The sequence below is a fragment of the Vibrio sp. T13N genome (genome assembly GCF_032970445.1).
Taxonomy (GTDB): Bacteria; Pseudomonadota; Gammaproteobacteria; order Enterobacterales; family Vibrionaceae; genus Vibrio; species Vibrio diabolicus.
Genome location: NZ_JAWJYE010000003.1, coordinates 222851 through 240769 on the forward strand (window position 1 = coordinate 222851; position 17919 = coordinate 240769).

General features: G+C 44.5%; 19 protein-coding genes. 8 read left to right on the plus strand and 11 right to left on the minus strand.

The features are described from left to right. Positions 1-84 precede the first annotated feature (84 nt). The 4 genes from R2S67_RS06450 (at position 85) to R2S67_RS06465 (ending at position 3902) form a co-directional block, all read left to right on the plus strand. Entirely contained in the window at positions 85-759 is a 675-nt protein-coding gene (locus R2S67_RS06450) for a GntR family transcriptional regulator (RefSeq protein ID WP_005393513.1), read from the plus strand. A 30-nt stretch (positions 760-789) separates the two neighbouring features. Continuing rightward, positions 790-1554 carry a transcriptional regulator gene (locus tag R2S67_RS06455; RefSeq protein WP_301579177.1) on the plus strand — a complete coding sequence of 255 codons (765 nt, stop codon included), beginning with the start codon at positions 790-792 and terminating at the stop codon, positions 1552-1554. A gap of 364 nt (positions 1555-1918) precedes the next feature. Then, positions 1919-3511: a S41 family peptidase gene (locus tag R2S67_RS06460; RefSeq protein WP_005397753.1), complete on the plus strand. Its 1593-nt coding sequence runs from the start codon at positions 1919-1921 to the stop codon at positions 3509-3511. A gap of 70 nt (positions 3512-3581) precedes the next feature. Next, positions 3582-3902: a hypothetical protein gene (locus R2S67_RS06465; protein WP_317342842.1), complete on the plus strand. Its 321-nt coding sequence runs from the start codon at positions 3582-3584 to the stop codon at positions 3900-3902. 72 nt (positions 3903-3974) lie between these two features. Here R2S67_RS06465 and rlmF read toward each other — a convergent pair whose 3' ends face one another. Next, a complete protein-coding gene (gene rlmF, locus R2S67_RS06470; protein WP_317342843.1) occupies positions 3975-5102 on the minus strand; it encodes a 23S rRNA (adenine(1618)-N(6))-methyltransferase RlmF in 1128 nt (375 codons plus the stop codon). After that, positions 5089-5604 carry a M48 family metallopeptidase gene (locus R2S67_RS06475; protein WP_317342844.1) on the minus strand — a complete coding sequence of 172 codons (516 nt, stop codon included), beginning with the start codon at positions 5602-5604 and terminating at the stop codon, positions 5089-5091. The genes rlmF and R2S67_RS06475 overlap by 14 nt, the downstream gene beginning before the upstream one ends. 138 nt (positions 5605-5742) lie before the next feature. Here R2S67_RS06475 and R2S67_RS06480 point away from each other — a divergent pair, with 138 nt between their 5' ends. After that, positions 5743-5973, plus strand: coding sequence for a glutaredoxin family protein (locus tag R2S67_RS06480; protein ID WP_005377871.1), 231 nt, complete (start codon positions 5743-5745; stop codon positions 5971-5973). Positions 5974-6000: 27 nt separating this feature from the next. Here the strand turns inward: R2S67_RS06480 and R2S67_RS06485 are convergent, their stop codons facing one another. Then, entirely contained in the window at positions 6001-6870 is an 870-nt protein-coding gene (locus tag R2S67_RS06485; protein WP_317342845.1) for a LysR family transcriptional regulator, read from the minus strand. 106 nt (positions 6871-6976) lie between these two features. Between R2S67_RS06485 and R2S67_RS06490 the strand changes: the two genes are divergently transcribed. The 3 genes from R2S67_RS06490 (at position 6977) to R2S67_RS06500 (ending at position 9547) form a co-directional block, all read left to right on the plus strand. Further along, complete coding sequence (locus R2S67_RS06490; protein ID WP_317342846.1) at positions 6977-8200, plus strand: MFS transporter; 1224 nt, start codon at positions 6977-6979, stop codon at positions 8198-8200. Positions 8201-8288: 88 nt separating this feature from the next. Beyond that, the gene (locus R2S67_RS06495) at positions 8289-8861 is read left to right on the plus strand and encodes a DUF1415 domain-containing protein (RefSeq protein WP_124008769.1); all 573 of its coding nucleotides are present in this window, start codon (positions 8289-8291) and stop codon (positions 8859-8861) included. Positions 8862-8971: 110 nt separating this feature from the next. Beyond that, positions 8972-9547: a nucleoside triphosphate pyrophosphohydrolase family protein gene (locus tag R2S67_RS06500; protein WP_005397767.1), complete on the plus strand. Its 576-nt coding sequence runs from the start codon at positions 8972-8974 to the stop codon at positions 9545-9547. 69 nt (positions 9548-9616) lie between these two features. Here R2S67_RS06500 and btuD read toward each other — a convergent pair whose 3' ends face one another. The 8 genes from btuD to cobT all read right to left on the minus strand — a co-directional run bounded on the left by btuD (position 9617) and on the right by cobT (position 17682). After that, positions 9617-10384: a vitamin B12 ABC transporter ATP-binding protein BtuD gene (btuD, locus tag R2S67_RS06505; RefSeq protein WP_104969343.1), complete on the minus strand. Its 768-nt coding sequence runs from the start codon at positions 10382-10384 to the stop codon at positions 9617-9619. Continuing rightward, positions 10371-11366 carry a vitamin B12 ABC transporter permease BtuC gene (btuC, locus tag R2S67_RS06510; RefSeq protein ID WP_048626288.1) on the minus strand — a complete coding sequence of 332 codons (996 nt, stop codon included), beginning with the start codon at positions 11364-11366 and terminating at the stop codon, positions 10371-10373. The genes btuD and btuC overlap by 14 nt, the downstream gene beginning before the upstream one ends. An 82-nt stretch (positions 11367-11448) precedes the next feature. Then, the gene (locus R2S67_RS06515) at positions 11449-12477 is read right to left on the minus strand and encodes a succinylglutamate desuccinylase (RefSeq protein ID WP_005377878.1); all 1029 of its coding nucleotides are present in this window, start codon (positions 12475-12477) and stop codon (positions 11449-11451) included. Positions 12478-12751: 274 nt separating this feature from the next. Further along, positions 12752-14548, minus strand: a complete 1797-nt coding sequence (locus R2S67_RS06520; RefSeq protein WP_256949769.1) for a M3 family oligoendopeptidase — start codon at positions 14546-14548, stop codon at positions 12752-12754. 128 nt (positions 14549-14676) lie between these two features. Further along, positions 14677-15291, minus strand: coding sequence for an alpha-ribazole phosphatase (gene cobC / locus R2S67_RS06525; protein WP_074191208.1), 615 nt, complete (start codon positions 15289-15291; stop codon positions 14677-14679). Positions 15292-15302: 11 nt separating this feature from the next. Further along, positions 15303-15836 (minus strand): bifunctional adenosylcobinamide kinase/adenosylcobinamide-phosphate guanylyltransferase, encoded by a 534-nt coding sequence (gene cobU / locus R2S67_RS06530; RefSeq protein ID WP_170891361.1) that lies wholly within the window; start codon positions 15834-15836, stop codon positions 15303-15305. Further along, positions 15833-16639 (minus strand): adenosylcobinamide-GDP ribazoletransferase, encoded by an 807-nt coding sequence (locus tag R2S67_RS06535; protein ID WP_317342847.1) that lies wholly within the window; start codon positions 16637-16639, stop codon positions 15833-15835. The genes cobU and R2S67_RS06535 overlap by 4 nt, the downstream gene beginning before the upstream one ends. Beyond that, a complete protein-coding gene (gene cobT / locus R2S67_RS06540; RefSeq protein WP_048626282.1) occupies positions 16639-17682 on the minus strand; it encodes a nicotinate-nucleotide--dimethylbenzimidazole phosphoribosyltransferase in 1044 nt (347 codons plus the stop codon). Before cobT ends, R2S67_RS06535 begins: the two co-directional genes overlap by 1 nt. Between the last annotated feature and the right edge of the window lie 237 nt (positions 17683-17919).

The following is a 17919-nucleotide window of genomic DNA, read 5'->3' on the forward strand; positions in this document are numbered from 1 at the left end:
TTCCTAGTTGGTTTGTGTCAGAAAAACAATAAACTACTAAAGTAAAATGGATTGGATACAATATTAATTTCACGGGAGACTTCAATGTCACAGAAACCTGTTTTTAAAACGCGCACTCAGCTCGTTGAGGAAGCAATTCGAACTCAGATCTTGAAGGGCGAGTTAAAAACTGGTCAACCTTTACGTCAAGATGCGTTAGCAAAAGAGTTTAATGTTAGCCGAATTCCTGTGCGTGAAGCGTTAGTTCAATTGGAAGCACAAGGACTCGTTAGCTTTGAACCTCACAAAGGTGCGACGGTCACTGAGCTATCTCCAGAGAAAATCAATGAGCTATTTGAACTGCGTGCTGTCGTGGAATGCCACATTTTAGAGCGTGCGATTCAAAACATGACGGACGCTGACCTTGAACGCGCGCGCGAAGTTCGCGAACGTTTCGAGTCAGTAGTGAACAGTGGCGACGAAGTAGAAGAATGGAGCAACTACAACTACGAATTCCATAAAGCCCTATATGCGCCAGCCAACATGCCTGAAACTATGGACGTCATTTACAGCCTGAACACAAAGTGTGACCGATACATACGCATGCAGCTATTGTTTACAACAGGCATTAAAAAGGCAGAAGAAGAGCACTTAAGCTTGTTTGAAATGTGCCAAAATCGCGATATAGAAGGCGCCAAGTACCTGCTGAAAAAACACATTCTAGAAGCAGGCACAGCGATTCGAAACCTGCTGCTTGAAAGGCAAAATATCAGCCAGTAAACGGAATAACGAATAAGGTGATATTCAAGGATGAATGTTGGACCAAAGTTTTTACTCGCAGCGCTACGACAAAAGATTAAAGAAGAAGGGCTTTGCTATAATTCCTTGTCAGAGAAAAGTGGCATCCCTTTATCTAGTATAAAACGCCACCTACATAATCCAGCTTTAGGTTTGGATAAAGTACTTATTTATCTGAACTACCTGAATACCGATCTCATCGAACTCGCAACCTTAGCCAACGAGCTTCAGCACCAAAACGAGCAAATGCTAACAGATGAAGAGAGCGCCCTTTTCGTTGAGCATCCCTATTTACTTGATTTTATTTATATGCTGACTTCTCGTGATATTAAACCGCAAGAGATAGCCCAAACTTACGGACTTTCTGATACAAGCTTACGATTCTATTTACGTATCGCGGAAATTCTAGGATATGTCGAAAACTTCGGAGACGGCTTGTTTTACCGTTCTGGTCGTCGATTTATTATGGAAGAAGGTACCGCATTGGACACCTTATTCAAAGAGCGATTTCAACAAGAGTCGCTTTCTCATAACATCAACCCAGGTGTGTGTGTCGGTCGTATTAGGCTCACCGAAGAGCAAAAAGTGCAAATAGAGGACGAGCTTTGTAATAAATTAGCGAAACTTAACGCAGTTAACACTTCCAACAACGAAGGTGAACTAACAAATATATTAATGCGCTGCACTCCTGGCGCTCAGATATTTTTCGCAGATGACTTACCGGATATTGATGGAAGCCTGTTAAAGCACGTCGCCCAATTGACTAAAATAAATTAAAACATCAGATTAAAAATTCACTCCAAACCTAGAATGCATCATTTATTCCTGCCAAATCTCTAATAAGTAGAGTTTCCCGTCCCGAAACTTATTTTCTATTTAGCAAACAACAATTAGTCGACTAAGAGAACCCTCCATTTCATCTTTGTTTTTTTCCTTATTATTACGTTTAAACTACTAAGGAACTTAAGGAATAACTAATGGATTTATAAGAATAAAAGATAACCATTTTTACGTTATTTACCTCACACTCTTTAAATATAAATTTGCAGACGAACGAATTAAATTAATACATTCACTTAGCTAATAAAAACAAAAGCAAAACAGATAATTATAATTCTATTATTTATAAGGACATAGAAAAGTGAAATTTAAGTATTCTTTAGCAACGGCAGTCACTCTCGCATTATTACAAGGTTGTGGCGGTGGCGGCGGTGATGGTTCATCTACTCCGTCAACTAGCAGCGCAACCGGACCAACATGGAAAGCCGGTGATTTTAGCCAACCATCAAGCTCGTTTGTCAACCAATGTGAAACCCCACGAGTGGGTCGAGACCCATATAACAATTATGCCGCCTATCCAGATGAATTAGGTTCTGCTTTACACGAAAAACTCTTTTTAAGAGCTTTTACTAACGAAACTTACCTTTGGTATGACGAAGTTCCTGATAATAATCCAGCAAACTACAAAACCGTGACGGATTACTTCAACACACTGGTCACCTCTGCTACTACCACGACTGGTAAACCGAAAGATCGCTTCCACTTTACCGTCCCTTATGAAGATGATATGAAGTCATCGCAATCTGGTTTAGTCGCTGGGTTTGGTTTTAACTGGGCATTCCTACGCGGCGTACAACCTAGAGACGTTCGTATCTCCTATACTGAAGAAGCCTCTCCAGCTGATAGAAGCGGCATTGCTCGTGGTGATAAGCTTCTAAAAATCAATAATATTGATGTGGTTAACACCGGTAGTCAGTCCGACATTGATTTTATTAATAGAACGCTGTTTAACCCTGACATCAATCAAGATTACACCTTCACATTTGAGAGTGTTGACGGCCTAAAGAAAACCGTGACGCTTACCGCCTCTGATGTCATGACTTCTCCAGTTAAAAATGCCAAAGTGATCGCACACAATGGTATGCAGATCGGCTATCTACAATACAACTCATTTGAACCAAGCGCTCAAGCCCCACTTATTGAGGCGTTCAGTACGCTCTCGGCAGAGAATGTTGACGAGATCGTCGTTGATTTACGTTACAACGGCGGTGGCTTAGTCCTTCAGTCCTCGCAAGTAGGCTACATGCTAAGCGGTGCTGGTCAGAACCGAGTCTTCAGTGAGTTGATTCACAACGACAAAGTGATGCGTACCATTAAAGATGGGGATAACATCTATCGCTTTACGAATCTAGCAATAGACTGGGCAGCACAAAAGTATTCGGACCAAGTGCTGCCGACACTGAACAAAAAGCGCGTATATGTGCTGACTTCAGGAGGCACGGCTTCCTCAAGTGAACTGTTGATCAACGCTTTGCGCGGCATTGATGTGGAGGTTATCCAAATAGGCTCAACAACCACAGGTAAACCGTATGGGTTCTCAGCAGAACAAAACTGCGGCACTATGTACTACACTATTCAGTTCAAGTCAGCGAACGAGAAAAAATTTGGCGACTTCTCTGATGGTTTTATTCCTACTCCAAAGAGCCAAATCAATACCGAGCTAGGCTTAAACAATAGAGTGGAAGGTTGCTGGGTCAATGACGACCTAACAAAACCATTAGGCGATCCGTCTGAAGGTATGCTTTCTGCGGCACTAAACTACATGGAAACTGGAACCTGTCCGCCGGTCTCCTCTTCTAGTTTCAACGCCATGCCGCGTAACATTTCATCTCCGGAGTTAAGCGATCTTCGCTCTCCGCTACGAACAGAGGCAATTCATGTTGAGATCAACTAACTTTTTACGAATGCTGATTCGGGTTGCGCTTTTCTTAGGCACTTCGATTTCTTTGATAGGATGCCAAGCTATGTCACAAGAACCCGTTGAAGCATTGAGTAAAAAGAACTCTCCGGAAACAGTCATAGAGATTCAAAACGCGATTGCAGAAATCCAAGGGACACCAGCACCTAGAATCGCAAATAACGTATTTGAATCCACACCGCATTTGTTGATTGAAAAAGGACGAGTAAAAGGGAACAACGATCAACTGTTGGATGGCAGCTATACGGATCTTCCAGACCAATATACGTTGCAGATAAGAGGTGAAACCTGTGGCTTGTACTACGCCAAAACAGATACCTTTGTCACTCTCAGTTCACTAGATTGTGAGCCCATCATTAAGTTTTAGATCTCCCAAAAAGAGAAGCCCGCTGATATCAGCGGGCTTCCTACTTTATTGTTCAGTGTGAAACGGTCAACGTTACTTTAGTTCAATCCATGCTTTGCGCTGTTGCTTATCCATGTATGACCAAGCTACAAAGCGGCTCACTTTCTGTCCTTGGCTCATTTCAACCACACGAATGGCTTTCACACCCAATTTTTCAAGCTGCTTGCGCATCGGGCGCACGTTGTCTTTTTTGGATATGAGTGTTGTAAACCACAAGACCTGCGCGGCAAAAGCTTGGCTTTCATTCGCCATTTTTCGGATAAACGCCGCTTCTCCACCTTCACACCACAATTCAGCGTTTTGACCGCCAAAATTCAACGCCGGCTTACTTGTCTTTACTTGTGTGGTTTGAGGTTTTAGTCCTTTCTTACGCTTGTTTGCTTTTAGATTATCGATTTTACGCTGGCTGCCCATAGCGGCATCTTCCGCCGAACGGTGGAATGGCGGATTACATGTCGTCACATCATAACGATCATTCGGTTGAATGATACCTCGATAAATATTGGCATCATTGTGTTGCTGTATTAGTGCAATTTTTCCCGTCAAAACACGATTGTGCTCTACGATCGTTTGAGCCGATTGGATGGATTTTGGATCGACATCGCTGCCCGTATAGTGCCAACCGTATTTTGTTACACCAACAATCGGATAAATACAGTTTGCTCCCACGCCAATGTCCAACGCTTTCACTTTTTGGTGCGCGTACTGACCTTTTACTTCACCATCAAGTAGTTCTGCCACTCGGTGAATGTAATCAGCTCGGCCCGGAATCGGTGGGCAAAGATAGGTGTAGGGAATGTCCCAGAACTCGATACCATAATACGCAGCAAGCAATGCTTTATTGAGCATTTTGACAGCGTTAGGATCAGAGAAGTTTATGGAATATTCCCCTTTCGGATTTTTGATAACGAATGGCTTTAACTGTGGTTCACTTTCCACGAGTTTTTTAAAATCGTAACGACCTCGATGAACATTACGCTCATGCAAACCATTCTTCGCTATTTTTATGAACTCGACTTCGCTCTTTCCTGCAGGCTGCGGGGATTTGCGCGCAACTTTGTCTTTAACACGCTTCGGCTTGGCTTTATTCGCGTCTTTATTCTGAGCCGCCTTTGAAGTCTTTGGCTTTGCTTGCTTCGCGTTGTGATTATTGTTCTTCATTCAAATTCGCTTTTAAATCGAGGTAAATCATAAACAAACGAGCATCAAATTCGAGTTGGTGATACTCAGGCTCCATGTAGCAACATAGCTGATAGAACGCTTTGTCGTGGTTTTTCTCACGAGTATGCGCCAACTCATGTACCACCAGCATTCTTAATAGTGGCTCGGGCGCATCCTTAAATACATTGGCAATGCGAATCTCGTTTTTCGACTTCAGCTTGCCGCCATGGTTTCTACTGATAACACTGTGCAAACCAAGCGCGTTGTTTACCGCGTGAATTTTCTTATCGTAGACAACTTTACTGATTGGCGCGGCTTTCTTCATGTAGCGGTTTTTGATTGCCATGGCGTACTCATAGAGCGCCCTTTCGCTTTTGATTTGGTGCCTATCGGGATAACGCTTTTCGAGCCAAGGAACAAACTTGCCACTCGCTATCAATGAGCTCACCTGCTCTACGATGTTTTGTGGGTAGCCTTGAATGTATCGAAGTGACGGATGCATAGAATTAACGTCTGTTATGACAAAATAAAGGCGCTCAATATACCTGAGATAAAGGACAGTTTCACCTTAGCTTTCGCCTTTCATTTATGGTGAAAGGCCGTTAAACTTCGCCTCCCAATGATAATGGAGAGAAATTCAATGAAACGTGTCGTCCTTTACGTCAAAGACAAATGCCCTCACTGCAAAGATGCTCAACGTTATCTGGATTCGAAAAATATTAACTATCGTTTGTGCAATGCTAAGATGCAACGCGGTCGCAAAGAACTTGATGCGCTTGGTGCTCGTTCAGTGCCAGTTTTAAAAATTGGTGATCGGGTAATGATTGGCTGGAACCCAAAGAACTTCGAGAAGATGTACAAAGGCGACTAGCGCTCGAACGATGAATCTGCGCTGCGTTTAAACGTAGCGCTTGATAAAGTCGATAAACGTTCGATCTGCTATTGATAAATACCCTTGCTTGCGCCAAGCAAGTGCCAGATCCAGCGTCACTGGTGGTTCAAACGGTAGGCCAACAACGCCCGACTCATGTTGAGTCACCAATTCCAGTAACGCGGTAATCGCAAACTCTTGTTTCACAATACTCAAAATCAAAGGCAGTAAGTTGGTCTCGAATGATGACTTCATGGTAAACCCATGCTCCTCACTCACCTGATCCAAAAATTCGCGGTGAAAATAGCCATGCTGAAACATAACCAAATCGTGTTCAAAGAACTCATCAAAAGTAAGAGATTCTCGCTGGGCTAACTCATGCTCAGGTGAAACAACGGCGACCATTTGGCTAGTAAATAAATGGTCAGTTTCTAGGTCATCAGGCACGTTATCACAACTGATCACACCGATATCGAGTTGACCATTAAGCAGCATACGACGAATCGATTGAGTCCCAGCTTCGACCAAGGTCAATTTTAACTCCGGGAACTGGCTTTTAAACGCCATCACAATTCGTGGAAAGAAATAACTGCCCATCATTGATGGCGTCCCGAGTCGTACTTCGCCTTTCGCTAAACCTTTCAACTCATCAATCGCGAGCTGCGCGTCGTGCAACTGTTGAATCACCCGCTTGGCATGTACAAGTAGCGTTTCGCCCTCTTTCGTTAAGCTGATTTTTTTATCATCACGGCGAAATAGGGTAACGCTCAAAGACTGCTCAAACTTTTTGATAGAAATGCTTAATGCGGGCTGGGCAATATGCAGGGCTTTCGCCGCATGGGTAATGTTTCCATGTTCAGCGACCGCCAGAAAATGTTTAAGTTGTTTCGATTCCATCAGATCAAAAATATATGGTGTTCATATTTTTAATATATTTTTTTAATTTATAACGAACTGATAGATTGATCACAGTCTCTCCATTTGCTCACATTAGGCAGGATTCATGGTCAGTTTTGGCACACCGGAATACAAACGCATTACGCTCTCGCTAGCGCTTGGTTCCTTCTTGGTTTTTTCAAATTTATACCTACTACAGCCAATGCTGCCCACTTTTGCCCAAATTTTCACGATCTCAGAAACGCAAGTTAACTGGCTATTTGCGGCCTCAACACTCGCTCTCTCTTTTAGCCTCGTTCCAATGGCTGTGTTATCAGAGTCAGTGGGACGAAAGCCAGTCATGATGGCCGGTCTGTTTTCGATTCCTACCCTTTCCGCTTTGATGCTGTTTGGTGACTCATTCCTGTTTTTGGTGGTATGTCGAGCATTGATCGGTGTCGCGCTCGCCGCTTTTGCGGCGGTCGCCGTGGCTTACATGGCAGAAGAACTCGACAAGCACGCTTTCTCGATGGCAATTGGAACGTACATTGCGGCTAACTCATTAGGCGGTATTGCAGGGCGTATTAGCGGCGGCTTATTGGCGGACAATTTCAGAGTTGATGCCGCCATTGAAGTTATGATGGTGTTCACTCTTCTTGGTGTCATTGGTGTTCACTATTTATTGCCAACACAGCGCAACTTCACCCCGTCATCAAGCAGTTTGCGCCATCAAAATCGTGCGCTTATTGGTCATTTTAAAAACCAACGCGTGTGGTTCGCGATGCTGATAGGAGGACTCAACTTTGCTTTGTTCGTCAACCTTTATTCCGTAATGGGTTTCCGCCTGGTGAGTGAACCTCACAATGTGCCCGTCGGGCTGGCATCACTGATCTTTATTTGTTACTTGGGAGGGACTTTCTCCTCTCGTTGTGCAGGCCACTGGAGTAAACGTTATTCCTCAATCCTCGGTATGTTCTTGGGCGCGATAGTGAGCATGACGGGGATGTGGATTGCGGCGGTTGAAAGCTTGACTGCAATGCTATTTGGGTTGTTGCTGATAAGTTTTGGTGCCTTCTTTACTCATACCCTCGCCTACGGTTGGGTCGGTCAGAACGCCACTCGCGCCAAAGCCACCGCGACAGCGCTCTACTTAGTACACTACTACGTAGGCGGTAGCTTAGGAGGATTCTTACTTCTTTATTGTTGGCAGCATGGTGGTTGGTCGAGTGTTCTTATGGGGGGAAGCGCAGTCTACCTAGCGATGTTTGCTGCGATTGCGTATTTGAAACACATTGCCGAAAGAAAGCATACTGACCAAACACCTGACGCAGCGAGTTTAAAGAGTAGCTAAGGTACGCTCATTTGCGTAATACCTCTCTGATTACTTGGATAACCAACTCTGCTATGCTTGCGCCACTTTAATAAAACCAGAAAGTCGTATGTCAACGCGTTCAACACAAAACACAGATATCGAAGCGATCACTCAACAGGTCGATCAATGGCTCAACGATGTGGTAATCGGACTCAACCTATGTCCGTTTGCTGCCAAACCGCAACGTAATAAACAAATCAAAATCTTTGTTAGTGAAGCGACTCAAGAAGAAGCGCTTCTTGAAGATATTTTATTGCAGCTGATTGAGCTGAGTAACACAGAGCCCGAACAACTTGAGACCACGTTGGTTGTGGTTCCCAACATGCTACAAGATTTCTGGGACTACAACTTTTGTATCGATTGGGTTGAAGGATTAATTAAGCAGCAAAACTGGGAAGGTGTTTTCCAAGTAGCGACTTTCCATCCTGATTACTGTTTTGGTGGCGCAAGGCCTGAAGACGACGAAAACCTAACCAATCGTTCTCCTTACCCGATCTTCCATTTGATTCGCGAAGAGAGTATGGAAAAGGTACTAAAACACTATCCTGACCCTGAATCCATTCCCGATTCAAACATCGCTCGTGTTTCCGCCCTTTCAGAGGAAGAACGTAAAAAGCTGTTCCCTTACCTATTTCGTTAAGCACCACCATTCCCCAAAGGCAGATTTATCACCAGTTAGATGCAATGCCCTTGGGGTTCAAAGTGCGGTTTGATATCATTGCCGCTTCAATCGATTCAATGGAAATTAGAATGCAACTGTCAAAGCTAACCCAAGAGATTTTTGATCACTTATACCGTGATATCACCGAGTTCCGTAGTACGTTCGACTTACCAGTCGCAGACGCTGCAAGCCTTGATGCGCAAGCAGACACACTACACACCTCTTTGGCGATCGAAGAGCTAACAGAGCTAGCAGAAGCAGATTGTAAAACTGAGCAAGCAGATGCCATCGTAGACAGCGTGTATGTATTAATGGGCCGTCTCGTTCATCTTGGCCACAGCAAAGTAGAAGACAACCTGGCGATCAGCTACTTAATTGATCTTCTATTAAACGTTGCGGTAAACCGTGGTATCGAATTTATTCCTTGCTGGGATGAAGTACATTCAAGCAACATGAGCAAAGTATGCCGTAACGAGCAAGAGTACTCAGAAACAGAGGCATTCTACGCGGAACAAGGCATCAAGTTGATGGCGGTGCAGAAAGGTGAATACATCATCGCAAAATGCGCCGAAGATTTCGTATCGGAAGGTAAAACCATTCGTAAAGGCAAAGTACTCAAATCAGTTTACTACCGCCCAGCAGATCTAAAACCGCTAACTCAGTAAGCGTTGAGTGTGGCTATCTCGATTAAAAAAACGACCTCAAGTAGGTCGTTTTTTATTGTCCCTTAAATACTAATCAAAGATTAAATAAGGTTGCTCATCTACGATGACCTTTTTGACTTGAGTATTGAACACTTCCCCGAGAGCTTCTTCCGTTAGCACAGTATCGGCACTTCCTGATGAGTGCAGCACACCGTTGTTAAGCAGCAATACTTTATCTGCGTGCTTTAATGTGCGATTGAGATCGTGATTAGCAACCAATACTCCAATTCCCTGCGCCGCCATAGCGTTAATCAATTGATAGAGCAGACCCTCTTGCGCAATATCTAACGGTGCTGCTGGCTCATCCAAAATTAAAAACTGCGAAAAAGGATTAATGGTACGCCACACCTGCAAACATACACCTGCTAATCGGACACGCTGCCACTCACCACCGGATAATGTTTGAATACTGCGATGAAGCTTATCTTGCAATTGTACCAGCTCCACCACCATATTGACGGCATCACGCACTTTAATATCCGCAATCTCAGCACCACTAGGCAGAGATAAAGCGAGATACTGAAACACATCAACATTAAACGCTGGGCGCGATTGCTGACACAAATAACCTCGAACATGAGCTTGCTCTGACAACGGTAAAGTAAGCAAGTTTTTGTCGCCAACGTACACTTCACCACTCATACCCTCTCGGCGGCTTAACGTACCAGAAATCGCAGCCAATAAAGTGCTCTTACCGGAACCATTAGGCCCAACTACATGTACGATTTCGCCAGCTTTGCATTCAAAAGAAAGAGGCAATAATCGACTACCAACCGACATATGTTTAACGTGCATCATGACTCTTCACCAGCATCCAGATGAAAATAGGTGCGCCAATCGATGTTGTCATGACACCTAAAGGTAACTCTGCGGAGTCCAATAACAGTCTTGCGCCGATGTCAGCAAATACAAGCAACGCAGCACCAGATATTGCAGAAAGTGGCAATAAATAACGGTTTTCCGTACCAAAAGCCAAACGCAACAAGTGCGGGACCACCAAACCAACAAAACTGATAATGCCACCCAAAGCGACTGAACTACCCACCAAAACAGAAATGGCGAGGATCAGTTTCCAACGCATTTGATGCACATCGACACCCAATTGGGTCGCATGAATCTCACCCAGCATCAATTTATCAAGCGACTTGCCTTTACAACATAACCAGATAAGCACCGGTAACATCACTAAAGTAACGGTATGTTGATACCAACTTGCACCGCCAATACTGCCCATTAACCAATACATCAGTTGGCGTAAACTGAGATCATCACTAAAGTAAAATGCCCACGTCACAATCGCGCTCGATAAAATACCCAATGCGACCCCAACCAAAAGCAATCGAGCCGTCGTCAGGTGCATTGCCCTTGCTATCGCCACCAAAACAAACGTGAATAACATCGAGCCTGCAATCGCTGCCAACATAAAAACAATCGGGGTAGGAAGAACAGGTGACGCGAACATGATTAAGACCATTGCTAAGCTTGCACCACCAGATATACCAAGCACGCCAGGTTCAGCCAACACGTTCCCAAGCAACACTTGTAACGTCGCGCCAGATACCGCTAACGCAGCACCAATAATTGCCGCAGACACCAACCTCGGTAAACGCAAGTCCACCAGTAGCTTATGTTCAAATGCAGATAAAGATTGAAAAGGAGAAAGGAAAATTTCTCCGACCATCAAGTGGATGGCAGAGAGTACAGCGAGCACGATCGACATAACCATCAGGTTACGTTGCCAGCGTCGTTCCTTGTTCAGGATAAGTTGTTGAAAATCCATAGCGGCCGATAAAAACAAACGAGGCTTAACCTTACAGTTAAGCCTCGGTAAATTGCAATTAACTTCTCAAAGCAATGTTGGATTAATCGTAAACCAACTCGCCCTCTTCAAAACGGGTTTTCACTTCACAAACCATCAGAGCTGCACGTTGACCTATTGCGACATGGCGGTTCGGGAAGACAATCGCTTCGTTTTCGTTCTTCGCCATTAATGGTTTGTCGCCATCATGACCAAACACTTCGCCGTGAACAAATGAAGTGAAGTTTTCAACATTGTCGTCGAACATAAAGTCAAAGTCTTCGTTCAGGCGAACGATTGTGCGACTTACGCGATATTTAATGCATGGTTTTGGTAGGTGTTCTGGCTTCGTTTCCGCAATCAAATTACGTAAAGACAAATCAAACGCAGTCAATTTATCGAGGTCATTTTCACCAATACGAGCCACACGACCAAGCTCCATTGTGAGAGCTTGCGCACCAAAGTTCTCGGCACTGTACCAGCTAAACGTACTCGATGGTGAGTTTGATAAGAGCACAGCTTCAATGTGTGCACTGTCCAAGAAATCGATTAATGCCTTGCTTCGCACAGGATGACGAGTCTTAGGACTTACTGCAAACGTATAGTGCTTCGAACCTCTAATCGCGCAGTGTAAATCAAGATGCCAGCGTGTTGTCGGGTCGGTATCCTGATAGAAATCGCGAACGAGCAACTTTAGTGTATCAGCGATGACAAGCTCTTTTGTCTGTTTGTGTTCTTTTTCGTCAAACAGACGGTTGAGGTTTTCTTCAAGGAATCGCGTGTGCGCCAGAGTGGATTCTGGATGAGCGATAATGAACAGACAACGGGTATCGACCGTCTGGAACCCAGATTCTATGTCTTGAATAATGGAATCCACCAGCTCCATCGGTGCGGTTTCATCTCCGTGAACCCCACAAGAGATGATGATGTTCTTCGTATCCTGAGTATAATTCGCAGGGATTACTTCTAATACACCACGCTGATAGAGTTTAAGTTTTACACCGTTAGAAAGCACCTGCTCCGCTGGTGCAACATCGATATGAACATCTAACGTGTCAGTTAAAAACGATTGGCGAAAGAGAGACTTCGTCATGCGTTACTCCTTAATAGCACGGCGGGTATGTTAATAAATTGTACAAAGGATTTTTGTTGCTGCGATCTCACTTATGAGTAGAAATCACTATTTCCCTCGAAAATCCGATACCTTTTCGCGCCAGGCACTCAAATCAAGCATTGAGGCGTTTAATTTTTAAACAATTACAAAGTGTTAGGGCTGTGAACTTTACCACAGCCCTGATTAAGATCATTATGATTTGATCAAATTTTTGTAGCTATAAAGCAGATTATGCATCAACAATGCGAAAAACTTAGCCGCGCTGTGCGAGCAAACGCTCAAACTCATCGACTTTTTCACGCACTAGCTCAACGCTCTGCTGCCAAAACGTTGGTTGGGTTAAATCCATCGACAGATGCTTTTCGACAACATCTTCCGCCATCATGCAGCCGGTATCGCGCAGCAAATTGATGTAATCGGTGTAAAACGCTTCGCCTTTGGTTTCTCGCTGTGCATAAATACCCTTGCTGAATAAGAAACCAAACAGGTATGGGTAGTTATAAAAACTCACACTATCGATAGAAAAGTGCAGCTTGCTTGCCCAGAAGTACGGATCCGGCTCGCTCATTACGTCGCCATACCATTCTTTCCAAGTTTCAGACATCAACTCACAGAATTCATCTGCGGTTAACTCTCCATCCTGGCGGCGTTCATAGAACGATTTCTCAAACTCATAGCGGACCGGAATGTTGATCATTAAAGCTAGCGCAGATGACAACTCTTCCCACAACATCTCGAGCTTTTCATCGACGCTCTCCGCTTTCGAAATCAAATGATCACGAACGATGTTTTCTGCAAAAATAGAGGCGGTTTCTGCTAACGTCATTGGGTAGTAAGTTTGGCAAAGTGGCAAATCACGAATAACCCAGTTATGGAACGCATGGCCAAGTTCATGCGCGAGAGTCATCAGGTCTGAGCGACTGCCACTCCAAGTCATAAACACAAGTGGTGTTCGCGTTGCTGGCAGTTTGGTGCAGTATGCGCCGAGGCGCTTGCTGGCATTTGGCGCGGCATCAATCCATCCGTTTTGTACCATCAAACGGACAAACTCCGACATCTCAGGGTTTACTGTTTCAAATGCTTCACAAATAACATCAATCGCTTCATCAAAGTCGTAGACCTTCGCTTCACCGCTCAAAGCAGGCATAGCCGCCAGATGATTCCAAGGTTTCATCTCATCCAGACCATGTACTTTCGCCATCAATAAACCCGCTTTCTGACCAATAGCTCGACTGTCTTTAGCTACTGTCATCATCGCATTTAAAGTTTCAGCTTGGATTCGACTACCATGCAAACTCGGCTCTAGGAAGTGAACTTCACGCTTCGTCGAACGCTTTTTGTTTTCAGTTAAACGCCATCCTGCTAACGCATTTAAAATCGCAGCGAATGATTCTTGGTGCGTTTGCATTGCATCTTGTACGCCTCGCCACGCGGCTTCTTGACGATCAAATTCAGAACCATAAAGAATGCTTGCCGCTTGAGAAAACCCAAGCTCTTCACTCTTACCATCTGCGTACTCAAGCTTCACTTTCAATGAGCCAGTCAGGTTATCGTATAGGTTACCCCAAGCCGATTTACCATCCACACTCATCGCAGCCAGTAACTGTTCTTCTGCGTTGCTAAGACGAGTATCCGCCAACTTTCTAGAATTCAAGATAGAAAAAGCTTGCCCACTGATATCTGGATTCTCATGGTCTAACACACGCAAGATAAACTCTTCGTCGGCATGCGTTAATGTCAAATCAAAGGGACTGAACGCTTGGGAAAGCTCCGAAAAGATGCGGGTCATTTTACCAAGTAACGATTTCGCTTCGGCGTTTGTTGCATCAACAGAAGCATAACAACTCGCAAAATTTGCAACTGTGCCCGCTAAACGACTCGCGGCTTCATTGGTCAAAATCGCATTTTGCATGATCTCTACGTTGCCGCAATCTGCTGATTGTTTATTCAAAAGATCAATACATTGTTCCACAAGAGCAATATCGTCTTGAATTCGTGGGTCAGAAAGGTCGTTATAAACGATGGACAAATCCCAACTCGGCGTTGTCATTTCTATATTTCCTTTTTATGTAACTGAGTCAATTTTCGCTTCCTGCACCTAGCAGATGGGCTTCCACTGACATCTTCCGTGACTATGCCCATAAGCAGTATCGCTTTGGGCATTTTAATATTTATAAATTAACGAGTTAAAAGAGGTACGCCAATCGAACGCACCGAGGCGTAAATTTGCTCATCTATGGTAATTGTTATATGCGTGACAGAAGCGTTTCCTATCGACAACGTCGAATACCACTTGGGGTTACGCCAATCTAACTCCAATACATGAGCAAGAATCATACGAATGACGCCACCATGCGTGACGATAAGTAGATTGTCATTGATATCGTTGATGATTTGAGACCAAACGCGACATATGCGCTCAGAAAATGTGCTTAAGCTCTCAGCGTTCGGCAACGTATGTTGTGCTGGCGATTGCCAAAAAGCATCTAGCTTTTTCCACTGCTCAGTGAGCATATCAAAAGGCATACCATCAAAATCACCAAATGCCATCTCTTGTAAAGATTCATCCGTCATTACTGGTAATAATTGCTGTTCAGCAATTATATTTGCCAGTTCTTGACAACGTGAAAGCGGAGAACAAATCACTCCACCCACACCTCGTCCACTCTCGATCCAAGCCCGAGCAATGCTTTCTTGGTCAGCAGGCGTAACTTTTACATCCGTTTGGCCATGGAGTCCTGGTGGAGCATCTACTTTTCCATGACGCACAAGATAGATATTGAGTGTTTTCATTTTCTTCCATCCTACTCTTTAAGAACCAACGGCAAACCAGCAGCAACAAAGGTAACACGATGGCAAACACTGGCTAGTTTTTGATTCATCCGTCCTGCATTATCCACAAAGTAACGACTAACCGCCCCCAAAGGCACAATGCCCATTCCAACCTCGTTAGAGACGAATATTAACGTCGCATCTGAACCACGTACCACCTGTATAAGCTTTTCAATTTCTGCTTCTAGCTTCTCATTGGAACATTTATCACCTAACTCAAATATCCAATTATTGAGCCACAAGGTTAAACAATCGACCAGTACAACATCGGTGTTAGCGAAATTTGTCAGTAACTCAGATAAATGAAGGGGGCATTCATGCTCTTGCCACTCGCCCCCTCGTTGCTTCTGATGATGCGCTATTCGCTCTCGCATTTCTTGGTCAAATGGCAGCGCGGTTGCAACATAATGTAATGAGTGTTGAGAAGTGGTCGATAATTGCTTGGCTGTTTTTTCCGCCAAATGCGACTTCCCAGAGCGCGCGCCACCGAGTATCAATTGCTTCATGAGATGTGATAAAACCCAATCATAGTGAGATAAACAAGCAGTTCCGATAGCTGCTGCGCTGCGCCAAGACAATCCCCCGTAAAGCCGCCAATTCGCTTGGTTAACCAACGTTTGAACATCAAACGAAATACCACGAGAACAAGCGATATAAAGATCGCCTGCGTGATACCAAGCACAAGCAATGTTATGCCACCAGTAAACAACAAAATGGAGACTTCTAAAGAAGACTGGCTATTTGCCAGCGGTTTACTTTTCGACGTATCACTGTCACTGACATAAGGTATGTCATAAATAAGCGTCGCGGCTAGTGCTCGGCTCGCGGTATAAGCGACGACAATGACCAACCAAAACTGCGGCAAGTTAGCCAGTTCACTCCAAAAAACATACTTAGCCAATAACGCCATAATGAGAGTGGCTGCACCATAAGTGCCAATGCGGCTGTCCTTCATAATAGAGAGGCGTCGCTCTACGGTCATGCCACCGCCAATGCCATCCGCCATATCAGTCAAGCCGTCTTCGTGAAATGCCCCTGTTAACAATAAGCTAAACACCATCGTTAATACTACGGCAACCGATTCTGGGAAAAGAATTGAGGTGAGCGAAAATACCAGAGCACAAAGCGCTCCAAGCACGAGACCAACTAACGCGAAATAACGTCCGGCCTGATTCATGCGTTCTTCACTGTATGGCAACGCTTGGGGTACGGGTAAGCGACTAAAAAAACTGATAGCTAATAGAAACAACTCCCACTGGTATCTTAACGATGACGGCGTGACGTTCTCAGAATTATCAGGGACTGACACTATACTGTAACTCCTGCACTCTCAAAGCTCGCCATCTTGTTGTAAAACTGGGCAGCAGCTTTTAACAAGGGTAAGGCAAGAGCGGCTCCGGTTCCCTCCCCTAATCGTAAACCAAGATCGAGTAGAGGTTCTGCTTTTAGGTACTCTAATACAAACTTATGTCCATTTTCTTCGGAGCGGTGGGCAAACAACATGTATTCGCGTGCTTCTTCGTCTAGCAACGTTGCAATATACGCAGCAACCGATACGATAAATCCATCCACTAAAACTGGGGTTTTAAGCCGCTTGGCTTCTAAAAAAGCGCCTACCATTTGTACGATTTCAAAGCCTCCAACCTGTGCGAGAATCGCTTTAGTATCAAGACCTCGACATCGGTTTACTCCCTGTGCAACCAGTTTATATTTGCGGCTCAACTGCTGTTGATTGATTCCGGTGCCAACGCCAACACAATAATCAATATCTAATGAACTCAGCGCCGATAACAGTGCGGAAGCTGAACTGGTGTTACCAATGCCCATCTCACCGAACATCAATAGATTTGAGCCAGACAAAATGGTTTGCTCAGCAATCTTCGCACCATACTCTAAACCTAGCGCCACTTGTTCTGGGGACATCGCTGATTGTTTAGAAAAATTAGCCGTACCGTTACCCAACCGTTGTTCAACCAAGTTTGGATGAAACTTAAATTCTGGAACCAGCACATCAATAGGTGCCAACATGCCGCAATCTATTACTTTGAGTTGGATGCCATTGATGTCGCAAAAGCAGTTGATGGCTGCGCCGCCGGCGAGAAAGTTAGCCACCATTTGCTGAGTGACTTCGCTTGGCGCAATGCTTACGCCTTCCTCTGCAACGCCGTGATCTCCAGCAAATACCAGCATGCTCGGTTTACAGATAGCGATGGAATCAACTGGCTGAGGTTTATCCTGACTTTGAATAAGAGCTAGCTGTAGTGCCACCTTTTCCAATAAGCCTAAAGAACCGACGGGTTTGGTTTTGTTATCTATGCGCGCTTGTATCTCCGCTGCAAAAGAGTCATCCATTTTTTACGTTCCTTTGATGTTGTCTGGGTGAGAGGTGTTCCATTGATTAAGAAATCTTGCTCAGCCCCAGTTTTGAGCGTCCACTATTGTATACCCTTGCATCCGCTTGGGGCAGCGCTAATCAGATTTCTGTTAGGAAAGTCTACTGAGTTCGCAGAGCGTCTCACCTTTCGAGCATTCGATTATAAGTAACTCCTTGAAATCCGCTACAATAGCTTAGGCTATATTCCCATATAG